The sequence below is a fragment of the Neobacillus niacini genome, assembly GCF_023715415.1.
GTDB classification, from domain to species: domain Bacteria; phylum Bacillota; class Bacilli; order Bacillales; family Cytobacillaceae; genus Neobacillus; species Neobacillus niacini_C.
The window spans coordinates 42642-57055 of record NZ_JAMBOB010000008.1; the positions used below are offsets into that span (position 1 = coordinate 42642).

The 14414-nt window shown below is 39.5% G+C and carries 15 protein-coding genes; 13 read left to right on the forward strand and 2 right to left on the reverse strand.

Annotated elements, in window-relative coordinates:
• Nucleotides 1–183: 183 nt before the first annotated feature.
• The 3 genes from gatC to gatB all read left to right on the forward strand — a co-directional run bounded on the left by gatC (nucleotide 184) and on the right by gatB (nucleotide 3441).
• Nucleotides 184–477, forward strand: a complete 294-nt coding sequence (gene gatC / locus M3189_RS18935) for an Asp-tRNA(Asn)/Glu-tRNA(Gln) amidotransferase subunit GatC (protein WP_133370904.1) — start codon at nucleotides 184–186, stop codon at nucleotides 475–477.
• Between the two features lie 66 nt (nucleotides 478–543).
• On the forward strand, nucleotides 544–2001 hold the full coding sequence (gene gatA, locus M3189_RS18940) for an Asp-tRNA(Asn)/Glu-tRNA(Gln) amidotransferase subunit GatA (protein WP_251636577.1): 1458 nt from the start codon (nucleotides 544–546) through the stop codon (nucleotides 1999–2001).
• A 12-nt stretch (nucleotides 2002–2013) separates the two neighbouring features.
• On the forward strand, nucleotides 2014–3441 hold the full coding sequence (gene gatB / locus M3189_RS18945) for an Asp-tRNA(Asn)/Glu-tRNA(Gln) amidotransferase subunit GatB (RefSeq protein ID WP_251636579.1): 1428 nt from the start codon (nucleotides 2014–2016) through the stop codon (nucleotides 3439–3441).
• Between the two features lie 533 nt (nucleotides 3442–3974).
• On the opposite strand, the gene putP is transcribed toward gatB, so the two are convergent.
• Nucleotides 3975–5453, reverse strand: coding sequence for a sodium/proline symporter PutP (gene putP / locus M3189_RS18950; protein WP_251636581.1), 1479 nt, complete (start codon nucleotides 5451–5453; stop codon nucleotides 3975–3977).
• 209 nt (nucleotides 5454–5662) lie between these two features.
• Between putP and M3189_RS18955 the strand changes: the two genes are divergently transcribed.
• Nucleotides 5663–6223 carry a thioredoxin family protein gene (locus tag M3189_RS18955; RefSeq protein ID WP_353057452.1) on the forward strand — a complete coding sequence of 187 codons (561 nt, stop codon included), beginning with the start codon at nucleotides 5663–5665 and terminating at the stop codon, nucleotides 6221–6223.
• Nucleotides 6224–6257: 34 nt separating this feature from the next.
• Here M3189_RS18955 and plsY read toward each other — a convergent pair whose 3' ends face one another.
• Nucleotides 6258–6884: a glycerol-3-phosphate 1-O-acyltransferase PlsY gene (gene plsY / locus M3189_RS18960; RefSeq protein WP_251636585.1), complete on the reverse strand. Its 627-nt coding sequence runs from the start codon at nucleotides 6882–6884 to the stop codon at nucleotides 6258–6260.
• A gap of 109 nt (nucleotides 6885–6993) precedes the next feature.
• Between plsY and M3189_RS18965 the strand changes: the two genes are divergently transcribed.
• The 9 genes from M3189_RS18965 to M3189_RS19005 all read left to right on the forward strand — a co-directional run bounded on the left by M3189_RS18965 (nucleotide 6994) and on the right by M3189_RS19005 (nucleotide 14337).
• Nucleotides 6994–7776: a class I SAM-dependent methyltransferase gene (locus tag M3189_RS18965; RefSeq protein ID WP_251636587.1), complete on the forward strand. Its 783-nt coding sequence runs from the start codon at nucleotides 6994–6996 to the stop codon at nucleotides 7774–7776.
• 194 nt (nucleotides 7777–7970) lie between these two features.
• The gene (locus tag M3189_RS18970; protein WP_251636589.1) at nucleotides 7971–8486 is read left to right on the forward strand and encodes a sigma-70 family RNA polymerase sigma factor; all 516 of its coding nucleotides are present in this window, start codon (nucleotides 7971–7973) and stop codon (nucleotides 8484–8486) included.
• Nucleotides 8483–8965, forward strand: a complete 483-nt coding sequence (locus M3189_RS18975; RefSeq protein ID WP_251636591.1) for an anti-sigma factor family protein — start codon at nucleotides 8483–8485, stop codon at nucleotides 8963–8965. Before M3189_RS18970 ends, M3189_RS18975 begins: the two co-directional genes overlap by 4 nt.
• On the forward strand, nucleotides 8962–10038 hold the full coding sequence (locus M3189_RS18980) for a DUF6677 family protein (protein ID WP_251636594.1): 1077 nt from the start codon (nucleotides 8962–8964) through the stop codon (nucleotides 10036–10038). Before M3189_RS18975 ends, M3189_RS18980 begins: the two co-directional genes overlap by 4 nt.
• The gene (locus tag M3189_RS18985) at nucleotides 10035–10127 is read left to right on the forward strand and encodes an LPXTG cell wall anchor domain-containing protein (RefSeq protein WP_251636596.1); all 93 of its coding nucleotides are present in this window, start codon (nucleotides 10035–10037) and stop codon (nucleotides 10125–10127) included. The genes M3189_RS18980 and M3189_RS18985 overlap by 4 nt, the downstream gene beginning before the upstream one ends.
• On the forward strand, nucleotides 10124–11038 hold the full coding sequence (locus M3189_RS18990) for a hypothetical protein (RefSeq protein WP_251636598.1): 915 nt from the start codon (nucleotides 10124–10126) through the stop codon (nucleotides 11036–11038). Before M3189_RS18985 ends, M3189_RS18990 begins: the two co-directional genes overlap by 4 nt.
• 179 nt (nucleotides 11039–11217) lie before the next feature.
• A complete protein-coding gene (locus M3189_RS18995) occupies nucleotides 11218–12159 on the forward strand; it encodes a diacylglycerol kinase (RefSeq protein WP_251636599.1) in 942 nt (313 codons plus the stop codon).
• A 101-nt stretch (nucleotides 12160–12260) separates the two neighbouring features.
• Complete coding sequence (locus M3189_RS19000) at nucleotides 12261–12812, forward strand: cysteine hydrolase family protein (protein WP_251636601.1); 552 nt, start codon at nucleotides 12261–12263, stop codon at nucleotides 12810–12812.
• Nucleotides 12813–12870: 58 nt separating this feature from the next.
• Nucleotides 12871–14337: a nicotinate phosphoribosyltransferase gene (locus M3189_RS19005; protein ID WP_251636603.1), complete on the forward strand. Its 1467-nt coding sequence runs from the start codon at nucleotides 12871–12873 to the stop codon at nucleotides 14335–14337.
• Nucleotides 14338–14414 lie beyond the last annotated feature (77 nt).

The window sequence follows — 14414 nt, forward strand, 5'->3', positions numbered from 1 at the left end:
GAGGGATGGAAATGGTTTCAAATAAAAACTAAGACAGGAGCTAATGCTCCTTTTTTTTATGCTAGCAATCTAAAAAGCAATCCTTTTGCCGATACTAGTGAGGGAATCATTGCGGTAAAGCAGAAAAGTTTGGTATTATCATTAATAAAATGACTATGACAAAAGGGATTGGGGGTAAAAAAAATGACACGAATCTCAAACGAACAAGTGAAACACGTAGCAAACTTAGCTAGATTAGCGATAACAGAAGAAGAAGCTGAAAAGTTCACGAAGCAATTGGATGCAATTATTACATTTGCAGAACAGTTAAATGAATTAGATACGGAAAATGTTGAACCAACATATCATGTCTTAGATATGAAAAATATCTTCCGTGAGGACATTAAGCAAACAGGATTACCACGTGAGGAAGTATTGAAAAATGCACCAGATCACCAGGATGGACAGATAAAAGTACCTGCAATAATCGGGGAGTAAGTAAAGCGTAAGCGCCTTGCTTAGGGTGAGCCCTTAGCGTTGGAGCTAGCTAGAAGGAGGAAAAGTGTGAGTTTATTTGATTATAAAGTGTCAGATCTCCATGAACTTTTACATAAAAAAGAACTAAAAGTCGCTGATCTTGTTGAAGAGTCATATAAAAGAATTGCTCAGGTTGATGACAAGGTACAAGCATTTCTAACGTTAGATGAAGAAAAGGCAAGACAAACGGCAAATTCACTTGATGAGAAGCTTACTGCAAATTCCGCAAACAGCTTGTTATTTGGGATGCCGATTGGCATAAAGGACAATATTGTCACGAAAGGAATCCGGACAACCTGTGCTAGTAAGATATTAGAAAACTTCAATCCAATTTATGATGCTACGGTTGTTCAAAAGCTGCAGCAGCAGGAAACTGTTACAATTGGTAAGTTAAACATGGATGAGTTTGCGATGGGTTCTTCTAACGAAAATTCCTATTATCAAAAGACTCGTAATCCATGGGATTTAGAGAGAGTACCAGGTGGTTCATCAGGCGGGTCAGCGGCTTCTGTTGCCGCAGGGGAAGTATTATTTTCATTAGGTTCTGATACAGGGGGATCTATTCGTCAGCCTGCAGCATTTTGCGGAGTAGTAGGGTTAAAACCAACTTATGGCCGTGTGTCACGTTTTGGTTTGGTTGCCTTTGCATCCTCCCTTGACCAAATCGGACCGATTACAAGAAGTGTTGAAGACAATGCTTATCTTTTGCAGGCCATATCCGGACTAGATCCAATGGACTCTACATCAGCGAATGTGGATGTGCCGAATTTTGTTTCTGCATTAACTGGAGATGTTAAAGGGTTAAAAATCGCCGTACCTAAAGAGTATCTTGGAGAGGGTGTAACTGAAGCAGTTCGTCAATCCGTGTTAGATGCTTTAAAAGTACTTGAAAAACAAGGAGCAGTTTGGGAAGAGGTTTCCTTGCCGCATTCTAAATATGCTTTAGCTGCCTATTATTTACTTTCTTCTTCCGAAGCGTCTGCCAATCTAGCTCGATTTGATGGCGTTCGCTATGGTTATAGAACTCCGAATGCGGATAATTTACTTGATTTATATAAGAATTCTAGATCAGAAGGCTTTGGAGACGAGGTAAAACGCAGAATCATGCTCGGTACCTTTGCATTAAGTTCTGGTTATTACGATGCCTATTACAAAAAAGCACAGCAAGTCCGTACGCTAATTAAAAAGGACTTTGAAGATGTATTTGAAAAATATGATGTTATCGTTGGTCCTACAACACCAACTCCAGCGTTTAAAATTGGTGAAAAGATCGATGATCCCTTAACGATGTATATAAATGATATTTTGACGATTCCAGTGAACCTAGCAGGTGTCCCCGGAATCTCTATACCGTGTGGTTTTGATAATGAACTGCCGCTTGGCTTGCAAATCATCGGTAAGCATTTTGATGAGGCGACCATTTATCGGGTAGCGCACGCATTTGAACAAGCAACTGACTACCATAAAAAGAAGCCAGGAATATAGGGGGTGAAGACGATGGAATTTGAAACGGTGATTGGTCTTGAAGTGCATGTGGAGTTAAAAACAGATTCAAAAATCTTTTCAGCAAGCCCCAACCATTTTGGGGCAGAACCGAATTCGAATACGAGTGTAATTGACCTTGGTTATCCAGGAGTACTGCCGGTCCTTAACAAAAAGGCAGTAGAATTCGGAATGAAGGCAGCAATGGCCTTGAATTGCCAGGTGGCCACTCATACGAAATTTGACCGAAAAAACTACTTTTATCCAGATAATCCGAAGGCCTATCAGATTTCTCAATTTGATAAGCCGATTGGCGAGCATGGCTGGATTGATATTGAGGTAAACGGCTACACAAAACGGATTGGCATTACGAGGATTCATTTAGAAGAAGATGCAGGAAAACTGAGTCACGGGAATGGCTATTCATTAGTGGATTATAACCGTCAGGGAACTCCGCTTGTGGAAATCGTTTCTGAGCCAGATATCCGTACGCCTGATGAGGCATACGCTTATCTTGAAAAATTAAAATCAATTATCCAGTATACAGGGGTTTCCGATTGTAAGATGGAAGAGGGTTCACTTCGTTGTGATGCCAATATTTCTATCCGCCCAGTTGGACAAGAAGAGTTTGGAACGAAGACAGAATTAAAGAACTTAAACTCTTTTAACTTCGTCCGTAAAGGTCTGGAGTTTGAGGAAAAGCGTCAGCGTGAGGTTGTTACGAGTGGCGGGACAATTGATCAAGAAACTCGTCGCTTTGATGAAGCTACAGGTGCTACACTTCTAATGCGTGTAAAGGAAGGATCGGATGATTATCGATACTTCCCGGAACCAGATTTACTGGATATCTATATTGATGAGGAATGGAAAGCCCAAATTGCTGCTGAAATTCCTGAACTTCCGGACGAACGGCAAAAGCGTTATATAAATGAACTAGGACTACCTGTTTACGATGCCAAGGTATTAACGGTAACGAAAGAAATGGCAGATTTCTTTGAAGGAGCTGTCGCAGCAGGTGCAGAGGCCAAATTGGCTTCGAACTGGATCATGGGAGATGTTTCTGCATACCTCAATGCGGAGGGGAAAGAACTCCATCAGATAGCATTAACACCTGAAGGCTTAGCTAGTATGATTAAGCTCATTGAAGACGGAACCATCTCTTCAAAAATTGCTAAGACTGTGTTTAAAGAACTGATTGAAAATGGCGGCGATGCAGAAGCGATCGTTAAAGAAAAAGGACTTGTTCAAATTTCAGATGAAGGAACACTCCTTAAGATTATTTCTGAGGTGCTCGATGCCAATCCACAATCGATTGAGGATTTTAAAAATGGTAAAAATAAGGCAGTTGGTTTCCTCGTTGGGCAGCTAATGAAGGCTACAAAGGGGCAGGCAAATCCGCAAAAAGTAAACCAATTATTGAATCAGGAATTAAGCAAACGATAAAATCCGAAGCTGGCAGATAACATACTGCCAGTTTTTTTGTCGAAAAGAACTCGACATACTTTTTTGAAGTTTTCCCGGGAAAACTCATTATCCATACGGCTTTGAATAAATCTAATCAAACGTTTGATTAGACGACATCATTCATCCCTTTTTTTAATGGAAAGCTTTTAATAATATGGGTTGAAGTAATTTTTAATCAAACGTTTGATTAGTCTTGGCGCTGGGGATTATTGTCGAGTGGTTACCAATTAGCAGCCAATAATGATTACGGACTGGATTCGGACCGATTAATCGACAATCATTTTACTACCATTTAGGCAAAATGCCTTTCAGTTAAAGGGTTTAATCGTTATTTAATCAAATGATTGGTTAAATGACAGGATTCTACCCTTTTTTTATAAAAAACCTTTACTATCAGGAGTTGAATCAAAACTAATCAAACGTTTGATTAACAAGAAAAGGAGGAATTTGTCGGTTAGTCAAATAAATAAAAAAATACCTGGATATTGAGATCCAGGTATTTCTAAAAATTTCTATTCCTTTGTTAATAAGCGGACACTTTCATCAAACTCTTTTTCAATCTCTTCATTTTTCTTATAAGTGATGAAGCTTACGATTACAGCGACGAGTAGGTTAAGGACAAAGCCTGGAACAATCTCGTAAAGTGTGTCGCCAAGACCAACATTTTTCCAAACAATAACGGTGACAGCACCAACGATCATTCCAAAAAGTGCTCCCCAATTAGTCATCCTTTTCCAGAATAGGCTTAGCAGGATAACTGGACCGAAGGCGGCCCCAAACCCTGCCCATGCGTAGGCGACAAGGTCCAATATTGTACTGTTTTGCTTGAAAGCTAGAAGAGAAGCAACGACAGCAACAAGAAGTACAGCCATTCTTCCTAAGAAAACAAGCTGTTTATCCTTTGCATCTTTATTCATTACCACTTTGTATAAATCCTCCACCAATGCACTTGATGTTACGATTAATTGTGAAGAAATCGTACTCATAATAGCCGCAAGAATCGCAGCTAGCGCAAAACCAGCAAATAGCGGGTGGAATAATATCTGACTCAATTCTATAAATACGGCTTCGGGATTTTCTAATACATGTTGAGGATTCTTCTCAAAATAAGCAATTCCAATTAATCCTGTAAAAATTGTCCCGATAAGGGTTATGATCATCCAGCCCATCCCAATCCTTCGGGCACTCTTTGTTTCCTTAATCGTTTTAATCGCCATAAAGCGGACTATGATATGAGGCTGACCAAAATAGCCGAGTCCCCATGCCATTGCAGAAACAATTCCTAAAAAGGTTGTTCCTTTTAGTAAATCAAGTTTAGCTGGGTCGATTGCGCGAATCGTTTCAAATGTTTCAGAAGGGCCACCTGTGCTAAAGATTCCTATTGCTGGAACAAGCAAAAGAGCAATCAGCATCATTAACCCTTGAATAAAATCGGTATAACTAACTGCTAAGAAGCCTCCAAATAAAGTGTAGGCGACCACAACACCGCCAACAATATATAGCCCTGTATGATAGCTTGTACCAAAGGAGCTTTCAAAAAAGACTGCACCTGAGACCATTCCAGAAGAAACATAGAAAGTAAAGAAAATAAGAATAACGATACCAGATACAATCCTCAAGAGCTTCGTGTTATCTTTAAAACGGTTTTCCAAGTAACTTGGAATCGTAATGGAATCATTGGCAACCTGTGTATAAGAACGTAGCCGCGGTGCAACCAATAACCAGTTGAGATAAGCGCCAATTGTTAAACCAATGGCAATCCAGGCATCAGCTAAACCAGTTACATAAATTCCTCCAGGTAAGCCCATTAACAGCCAGCCGCTCATATCTGCAGCCCCAGCACTTAAGGCGGTTACAGCAGGTCCTAAAGACCTTCCCCCAAGCATATAATCCGTTAGATTGCTGGTTTTTCGATAGGAATACCAACCGATAAAAAGCATCATGGCAAGGTAAATTCCAATTGATACTAGCTGAAGTGTTTCATTGGACATAGATTTTCCCCCTATTGTAAAAATAAAATAAAATAATATTTATTATATATAAAATATTCTATCAACTCAGAAAAACTTTTTCCATTGTTAATTTATTACTTTCTTAAAATAGGAAAATATACTTGTACAATAATAGTAGGAAAGGGATAATCCATATGTTTGTAAGTAGGGATTGAAAGGATTATGATGATAATAATAAGTTGAAGGGAGTGTTTATATTGGAATTAAATTCTTGGTTTCAAACGGGATTAACAAAAGATCAGTATATTGATGTAATGACAAGGAATAAAGAAGACATGCTCTCCATTTATGAACGCTTTGAGTTAAACGAAGAGGACAAAAGAAAGCTTGAGGCAGTGCAGTCGAAAAAGCTACGAGCCATTGTTCTTACGGAGGATTGGTGTGGTGACGCCATGTTGAATAACCCCGTTTTGCTTAGAGTGGCCGAAGCAGCCAATGTAGAGGTTCGATTTGTACTAAGAGATCAAAATCTTGAGTTAATGGACCAATATTTAACGAATGGTACATCAAGAGCGATTCCAATTTTTATTTTCATTGACCAAGAAGGAAATGAAGTGGGAGTTTGGGGACCACGTGCACCCCAAATGCAGGCTCTTGTAGAAAAAGGACGTGCAGAACTGCCTGATAAGGAAGCGCCGGATTTCCAAGAGAAGCAAATGGCATTATATAAACGTCTTGGGACATCCTATCAGACTGATTCATCCATTTGGCAAACCGTTGCCAACAGCATTATGACAGCCATTTTGTAAAAATAAAACCCTGGCGTTTTCAGCCAGGGATTTTTTACATTTTTATACCGTTATTCTTTGGTGGAATTCGGTCGTTAATTAGGTTCTTGTCATTGATTTTGGGTTCAATTCCAAGAATTAGGTTTCGAATATTAGAACGGTGAAGATAAATCAAAAATAAGGTAAAAAATAGAAAAATAAGTTCAAATTTAATTTCTGGCGAAAAATAAGAATAAATAAGTAAGCTGAGTCCTACAGAGATGGAGCCGAAAAATACGTATTTTGTTAAAAATATTACCAAGAAGAACGTTGCATAAGCAAGTAAAGCTAATGGGAAACTTGCTACTGCTAAAGTTCCAGCAGTGGTAGCGATGGCTTTTCCACCGCGAAACCCGGCAAAAATGGGATAGCAATGTCCTACTACTGCCATTAGACCAAAGTAAAGTGGTTCAACACCAAGGTTGAAGTATAAAGGAAGGTAAGCAGCGAGTGCCCCTTTACCAATATCGACGAGTACCACGATAATGGCAGATCCCTTTCCAAGAACCCTTAATGTGTTCGTTGCACCAGGATTCTTGCTTCCATGGTCGCGAATATCAACCCCATAGAACAGCTTGCCCACAATTAGCGCAGTCGGAATGCTTCCAATCAAATAGGAGGAAAGGAGCAGCAACCAAAGCATATCATCATTCCTTTGTCAGAGTATCTTCTACAACAATAGCATTTTACCATACTTCAATGGTATTATTTTAATAATTCCTGAAATAGGAAATATTAAAGGGGCTACCGATATGGAACATATAAATTTTGGTCAAGTTGCTAATAGTTATGCGAAAGCAAGAGAAGATATTCCTGTAAGTTTAATGGATAGCCTATACATCCGAGGCATTTACTTTGATGGGAGAAAAGTAGCGGATATTGGCTGTGGTACTGGTGCCTTAACAAGGAAAATGGCAATGAGAAAGGCTGATGTTATCGGCGTAGATCACTCAAAAGAATTACTGCAATATGCAAATGAATTAAATAGGTCTAAGAACCATAAAATTCCATATGTCCAAGCGAGTTCTGAGAATACTGGCTTACAAGATTCTCAGTTCGATATCGTAACCGTAATGCGTGCCTGGCACTGGTTCGACCGTGATAAGGCAATTCTGGAAATAAAACGAATTTTAAAAGAAAAAGGCACATTAATAGTTATAGATTCTGGCTTTCTTACTGGTTCTGTAGTGGTTGAGAAGACATTTGAAGTCTTATCGAAATATCTAAGTGGTGGATTAAAACCTGCAGGAGCTAAAGCTGAATCTAAGCAGAGAATAAACGGATTTCCTGTTGAATGGTTTGATGAATGGAAAAACAGTGGCTTTGAGTTAAGTGATTTTTATAGGCTTAGCTATTCGGTTACCTTTTCAAAGGAAGAATGGATAGAGAGAATAGAATCCGTCTCCTGGCTAGCAGGATTAGATGAGAAGGTAAGAGAAAATGCACTTCAAGATTTAAAAGATTCCTTATCAGAGCATGAGCCATACATCATTCCACACGAATGTAATGTTTGTATATTAAGGCTGAAAGAATAAAAGAAAGTCTAGAAAGTAAAAAGCGTGCGAATACTTCGCACGTTTTTTATATGCTACTATTTTATTAAATGAGAAAAGAAAAATATTTTTATAAACGTGTAGGGGTTTGTAAATAGTATCTCGTCTATTAAGGTGAAGGTCGCAAAAGAAAGGGGGAGAGAGCGATTAGTGATTCAGTTTTAATACAAAAAGTAATGGACGGCAATGATCATGCCTTTCGCCTTTTGGTTGAGAAGTACCGCAATGATGTGTTCCGGACTGTCTTTGCTGTTCTTCGTGATCAAAAGGAAGCCGAAGATGCCGCTCAAGAAGTTTTTATGAAAATCTATAACTCTCTCTCCCAATACGAAAGCCAAGGTTTTAAGACTTGGATGACCAGAATAGCTGTAAATCATGCAATTGATATAAAGAGAAAGCAAGCACGAAGAAAAGAAGAAGTGGTGGAAGCTTTGGAGCAGAAGGCACTAGGTACTCCAAAGGATGGTGTTGAGAAAGAACTAATCGTTAATGAAAGGCAAAGGCTCGTAAGAAAAAGACTTGATGAGCTACCTGAGAATTATCGAGATGTTATTTATGGTTTTTATATAGCTGAAAAAAGTTATCAGCAATTGGCAGAAGAACAAAATGTACAGGTAAAAACCATTGAAACGAAGCTGTACCGTGCGCGTACTTGGATGAAAAAGAATTGGAAGGAGGACGATTTTTCATGAAGCATTTTAGTTACAATGAGTGGTTGAATTACGTGAAAGAAGAAACAAATGAAAAGACCCGTGAGGAATTTGAAAGTCACTTATATACATGCGACGAATGCCTGGAGCTTTACTTACAAGCAGTAGCTGTCCATGAATCATCACTTCCAATCCTTTCAAATGAGTCCAGTTTTACAGACTTGGTGATGGCGGATATAGCGAAACAAAAGGCAGCCAGTATAAAACCTGCTGCACAGAAACAAACAATACAAACTAAAAAGCCATTTTATCAACAGGCGGCGTTTCATTATTTATTAGCTGCAGCAGCTACGTTATTGCTTACCTTTTCAGGGGTGTTTCAGTCGCTTGCTACTTACGCTAGTGCTGTAGAAGCACCACATCATAGTAAGGAAAAAAAGCTTTCCGTGACAGAAGGCGTAATCGATAAAACATTTGCATGGATGGATTCTTTGGAGAAAAAGGAGGCAAATAAAAAATGAAAAGTTCAACGAAGGCGTTAACTCTATCGCTATTCCCAGGCCTCGGTCATATTTATTTCGGTAACATGATACGGGGAGTTCTTTATTTACTTTCTGTGGTGGGTTTAGCTTTCATTACAGTCATTGCGGTATTTTCCAACAATGGTGAAGTGGCTATCTTGTGCTTTATGGTGGGTATCTTTATTTACTTAGTTAGTTTTATAGACCTGGGTGTTCAAATTTCTAAGCAAAAGAAAGCATTAAAGACAACAAATCCCGATGAACCTCAAGTACAGGCTACACAGGAATCAGAACGGTTCTATACGATTGTGCTGTCATTTGTCCCAGGCTTGGGCCATTTTCAACTGGGGCTGATGAACCGGGGGCTCACATTGTTAGCAGCGTTTTTAGGACTTGGTATTATGGTGATTTTTATAACGGCTTTAAGCAGTCGTTCAGAGTTTCTTGTATTCTTAATGGGCTTGCCGATAATCTGGGTGTATGGATTTTTTGACGCTGTCCAGCAGTTAAATAAGAAACAGCGCAGTGAGGAACTTATTGACCGGACCATTTTTGAAGATTTTGAAACACGCAGAGAGGATGGGAAGAAAAGCAAATCGATTGCCACCTTCCTCTCGATTTTCCCTGGTGCAGGACACTTGTATTTAGGTTTACAGCAACGCGGGATTCAGTTAATGGCCGCCTTCTTGTTTTCTATCTATATTTTAGATGTTTTACGTCTAGGGATCTTCTTGTTCTTGATACCAATTATCTGGTTTTACAGTTTTTTTGACGCTATGCAAAAGGTATCCAAATATGGTGAGGAAGAAATCGATGATGTTCCGATTATTTCGTACTTAATTAATCATCAGAAGTGGGTTGGAATTGGATTAGTTGTGATGGGACTCTACTACCTTTTCATGAATGTGGTTATTCCTGTCGTTTCTCCAATGATCTCGAATCTCATCCAAATTGATTTAATGTACTGGATACAACGATATTTCCAAACGGGTCTTGTCTGTGCGCTATTAATTGGCGGAGGAATAAAGCTGTTATCCGGAAGCAAGCAAAAAAGGGAGGAAGGGAAATCATGAATAAATGGAAGAATACACTAACAGGGGTTCTCTTAATTGGAGCTGGAATTGGTTTTCTTTTTAGAAAAAGAAAGGAGGAACAGGCATGAGAACATGGCGTGTTGGTACGTTTTCGATGGGGGCCTCGCTCGTATTCCTTGGCCTCTTCCTTTTTCTCTCGCGTTTTCTAGGATTCGATCTAGTTCATGTGATGACAGCATGGTGGCCAATTTTATTAATCGTTCTTGGAATCGAAATTCTCCTCTACTTATTTTTCTCACGGCAGGAGAAGCCCGTTTTAAAATATGATTTTTTAAGTATTATCTTTGTTGGTTTGTTAGGAACTGTGGGAATTGTGTTTGCGATGCTAAGTGCAACTGGAATCATGGAGAAAGTAGAAGAAGTCGTTGCGAGGGAAGAGCGATCTTTTGAGCTGCCTGACTTTTCCTATCAAATGGATGAAAGTATCAAGCGTGTTGTACTAAGAACGGTAGGCTACCAAACAACGATTGAAGCAACCGATGAGCAGGAGGTCTCTATGTTTGGAACGTATCGGACACAGACTTCAAAAAAGAAAAAGCTCATAGCAAGTGCAAATGACTATGTGTATGCGAATAAAAAGGGAGATACCCTTTATATAAATGTTAAGACACTTCCTAATGAATTGGGACCCTTTTATAGTCATCAAGAAATTGCCTCAACCATTCTTATCCCAAAGGGTGTGGAACTAGAGGTCATTAGTACTGGGGCTGATATTACATTAAATCCAAGGAAACTCGAGAATAATTGGAGTATTAATGGTGCCTCTTCACTAGATGTAAAGGTTACTGAAGACAGCAATTTAAACATTGCAGCCGCTGGTGTTGGTGAAGTAAATGGGATGGATGGAGCATGGAAGGTTACCGAAAAAGTGAACCCGGATGTGGAAGGTATAGAGAGAAACGCTGTATATCAATCTGGCGAGGGTAAATATCATATAAATATAACGAATACGTATCATGTTAGTTTAAATACGAATTAATTTACATCTTATTTTTTGCAAAAAAATAAAAAAAGGTTATGATAGGAGACGGTGGCAATATGGATAGACTAAGATATATTGCTTGGGTTAATAATTGTAAGCTATAGGGTAAATTGGTAGAATATAGAAGGACCCATCATATGCCATTTATTGATTTCATAAAAATAGGATGATGAATGATGAAACGAGCTCGATTGATATATAATCCCACTTCAGGACGGGAAATTCTAAAGCGCCATCTAGCGGAGATTATGGAAAAGCTTGAAATCGCCGGGTATGAAGCTTCTTGCCATGCGACGACGGGTGCAGGTGACGCAACGGCTGCTGCTAGGATAGCGGTTGAACGACAATATGATGTTGTGATTGCTGCAGGTGGTGATGGCACCATTAATGAAGTAGTCAATGGTCTTGCAGAGCAGGAATATAGACCAAAGCTGGGAATTATTCCAGCAGGTACAACGAATGATTTTGCCAGGGCTTTGCACATTCCAAGGGACATTGGGGCAGCGGTTGATATTATCACCAAAGGCGAACGGATCCCAGTTGATATTGGTCGAATTAATGACAGGTATTTTATTAATATTGCTGGCGGCGGAAGGATTACGGAGCTTACATATGAAGTTCCGAGTAAATTAAAAACAATGCTTGGGCAGCTTGCCTACTATTTAAAAGGGATGGAAATGCTCCCTTCCATTAAGCCTTCGGACGTTACGATTGAGTATGATGGAAAGCTATTTGAAGGGGAAGCAATGCTATTCCTTGTGGGGCTGACGAATTCAATCGGCGGCTTCGAAAAGATTGCGCCAGATTCATCGATTAACGATGGTTTATTTTCATTGCTAATCTTGAAAAAAATCAATTTGGCAGAATTTATTCGAGTCGCAACTTTGGCGATTCGCGGTGAGCATGTTAATGATCCTAATGTCATTTATGCGAAAGCGAGCCGAATTAAAGTACATTCGTCTGAAAAGGTACAACTAAATCTTGATGGTGAATTTGGTGGATTACTACCGGCAGAATTCGCAAACCTTTATCGTCATTTAGAGGTGTTTGTTCCACTTGATGATATTCGCCCGCTTGATAAACCTACTGATTGGGTGCCGGGACAGAGATATAGCTAATAAAGGCTCGTTCCAATATGGAGCGGGCTTTTTGGTTTAAAGGAATAAATGGTTTCAGCACAGAAATAGTAATAGGATATATTCATTGGGGAGGTAGCGTAATGGAAAAGAAGGCATTCATTAATATTGATTATACGTATGATTTTGTAGCAGATGCAGGGGCGTTAACCTGTGGTGAGCCGGGTCAGGAAATTGAAGAGAAGGTTGTTCAATTAACACGTGAGTTTATTGATATTGGTGATTTTGTTGTATTTGCGATTGATGTTCACGATGAAGGGGATACGTATCATCCAGAAACAAAACTTTTTCCCCCGCATAATATTCGTGGAACGTCAGGCAGAGATTTGTTTGGTGGACTGCAAACACTTTACGAAGAGAAAAAAGAGCGAGAAAATGTATATTACATGGATAAAACACGGTACTCTGCATTCGCTGGCACCGATCTTGAAATCAAGCTGCGGGAACGGGGAATTACTGAACTGCACCTAGTTGGGGTATGTACGGATATTTGTGTTCTTCATACTGCTGTAGACGCATACAATAAAGGTTTTAAGATTGTAGTCTACAAAGATGCTGTTGCTTCCTTTAATCAAAAAGGTCATGAATGGGCATTAGGGCATTTTGAGCAATCACTTGGAGCGCTGGTTAAATAGTTTTTATAATGGTAAAATTATTTAATATGTTGAAAAAGTAGGTCTTCGGAGGGTTAGAATGAGAAACATTTATCAAGATGATAGCTTTACTCTTCATACAGATTTATATCAAATCAATATGGTAGAAACGTATTGGAGAGATGGTATACATAATAAACGAGCGGTGTTCGAATTGTTTTTCCGAAAGCTCCCGTTTGGGAATGGCTATGCCGTTTTTGCTGGCTTGGAAAAAGTTATTCAATATATCCAGGGCTTTCGCTTTACAGAGGATGATTTGGAGTATTTGAAAAATGAAGTGGGCTATCAGGATGACTTTTTAGCTTATTTAAAGGACCTGCGATTTACGGGGACCATTTGTTGTATGAAAGAGGGCGAGCTTGTTTTTGGAAATGAGCCTATTTTAAGTGTAGACGCCCCACTTGCTGAAGCACAGTTGATTGAAACGGCACTATTAAACATCATTAATTATCAAACATTAATTGCGACGAAGGCTTCTCGTATTAAGCAGGTGCTAGGAAGTGAAATCGCAATGGAATTCGGTACTCGCCGAGCTCAGGAAATGGACGCAGCCATTTGGGGTACCAGGGCTGCTTACCTAGCCGGGTTTGATGGAACAAGTAATGTCCGGGCGGGTAAATTATTTCAAATTCCCGTTTCCGGTACGCATGCTCACTCTATGGTCCAAGCCTATAAGGACGAGTATATCGCTTTCCGTAAATATGCTGAAACCCATAAGGATTGTGTCTTTTTAGTTGATACGTATGATACCCTTCGTTTGGGTGTTCCGAATGCGATTAAAGTCGCCAAGGAAATGGGAGATTCGATTAATTTTGTAGGAATCCGTTTAGACAGCGGGGACCTGGCCTACCTTTCGAAGGAAGCACGTAAATTGCTTGATGAGGCAGGATTTAAGGAGGCCAAAATCTTTGCTTCAAGTGATCTCGACGAGTATACGATCCTAAACTTAAAAGCACAGGGTGCAAAAATTGATAGCTGGGGAATTGGAACTAAGCTGATTACGGCCTTCGAACAAGCAGCACTTGGGGCTGTCTACAAAATCGTTTCGATTGAAGGCGAAAATGGAAAAATGGAGGATACGATTAAGATCTCTTCCAATCCAGTAAAAGTTACAACCCCAGGTATTAAAAAAATATACCGTATTATTAATAATAAGAATAACCATGCTGAAGGCGACTATATTACGCTTGCAAGCGAAAAACTGCCTGAAAAGCAGCTGAAAATGTTCCACCCTACACATACATATATGAATAAGGTGGTTACGAACTTTACTGCAAAAGAATTACATGAAGTGATTTATTCCAAAGGAGAGCTTGTTTTTGAAATGCCATGTCTTGAGGAGTCTCGTGAGTATGTGAAGCAAAACCTAGTTGCCCTCTGGGACGAATATAAGCGGACCATGAATCCTGAGGAATATCCTGTTGACCTTAGCAAAAAATGCTGGGATAACAAAATGAGGAATATTGAAGAAGTAAAAGAGAAAGTGGCACAGATGAAGGCAGAATAGTTAGTGGAAGGCACCCAAGTCTGGGTGTCTTTATTTTGGCCGAATAAATATAAAATCCCGCGGGATTATTTCGGTAG

Excerpts from the sequence above, each read along its gene's own strand:
- gatC (WP_133370904.1), top strand. The coding sequence starts at position 184 with ATGACACGAATCTCAAACGAACAAGTGAAACACGTAGCAAACTTAGCT.
- gatB (WP_251636579.1), top strand. The coding sequence starts at position 2,014 with ATGGAATTTGAAACGGTGATTGGTCTTGAAGTGCATGTGGAGTTAAAA.
- putP (WP_251636581.1), bottom strand. The coding sequence starts at position 5,453 with ATGTCCAATGAAACACTTCAGCTAGTATCAATTGGAATTTACCTTGCC.
- plsY (WP_251636585.1), bottom strand. The coding sequence starts at position 6,884 with ATGCTTTGGTTGCTGCTCCTTTCCTCCTATTTGATTGGAAGCATTCCG.
- M3189_RS18965 (WP_251636587.1), top strand. The coding sequence starts at position 6,994 with ATGGAACATATAAATTTTGGTCAAGTTGCTAATAGTTATGCGAAAGCA.
- M3189_RS18970 (WP_251636589.1), top strand. The coding sequence starts at position 7,971 with ATGGACGGCAATGATCATGCCTTTCGCCTTTTGGTTGAGAAGTACCGC.
- M3189_RS18975 (WP_251636591.1), top strand. The coding sequence starts at position 8,483 with ATGAAGCATTTTAGTTACAATGAGTGGTTGAATTACGTGAAAGAAGAA.
- M3189_RS18980 (WP_251636594.1), top strand. The coding sequence starts at position 8,962 with ATGAAAAGTTCAACGAAGGCGTTAACTCTATCGCTATTCCCAGGCCTC.
- M3189_RS18985 (WP_251636596.1), top strand. The coding sequence starts at position 10,035 with ATGAATAAATGGAAGAATACACTAACAGGGGTTCTCTTAATTGGAGCT.
- M3189_RS18990 (WP_251636598.1), top strand. The coding sequence starts at position 10,124 with ATGAGAACATGGCGTGTTGGTACGTTTTCGATGGGGGCCTCGCTCGTA.
- M3189_RS18995 (WP_251636599.1), top strand. The coding sequence starts at position 11,218 with ATGAAACGAGCTCGATTGATATATAATCCCACTTCAGGACGGGAAATT.
- M3189_RS19000 (WP_251636601.1), top strand. The coding sequence starts at position 12,261 with ATGGAAAAGAAGGCATTCATTAATATTGATTATACGTATGATTTTGTA.
- M3189_RS19005 (WP_251636603.1), top strand. The coding sequence starts at position 12,871 with ATGAGAAACATTTATCAAGATGATAGCTTTACTCTTCATACAGATTTA.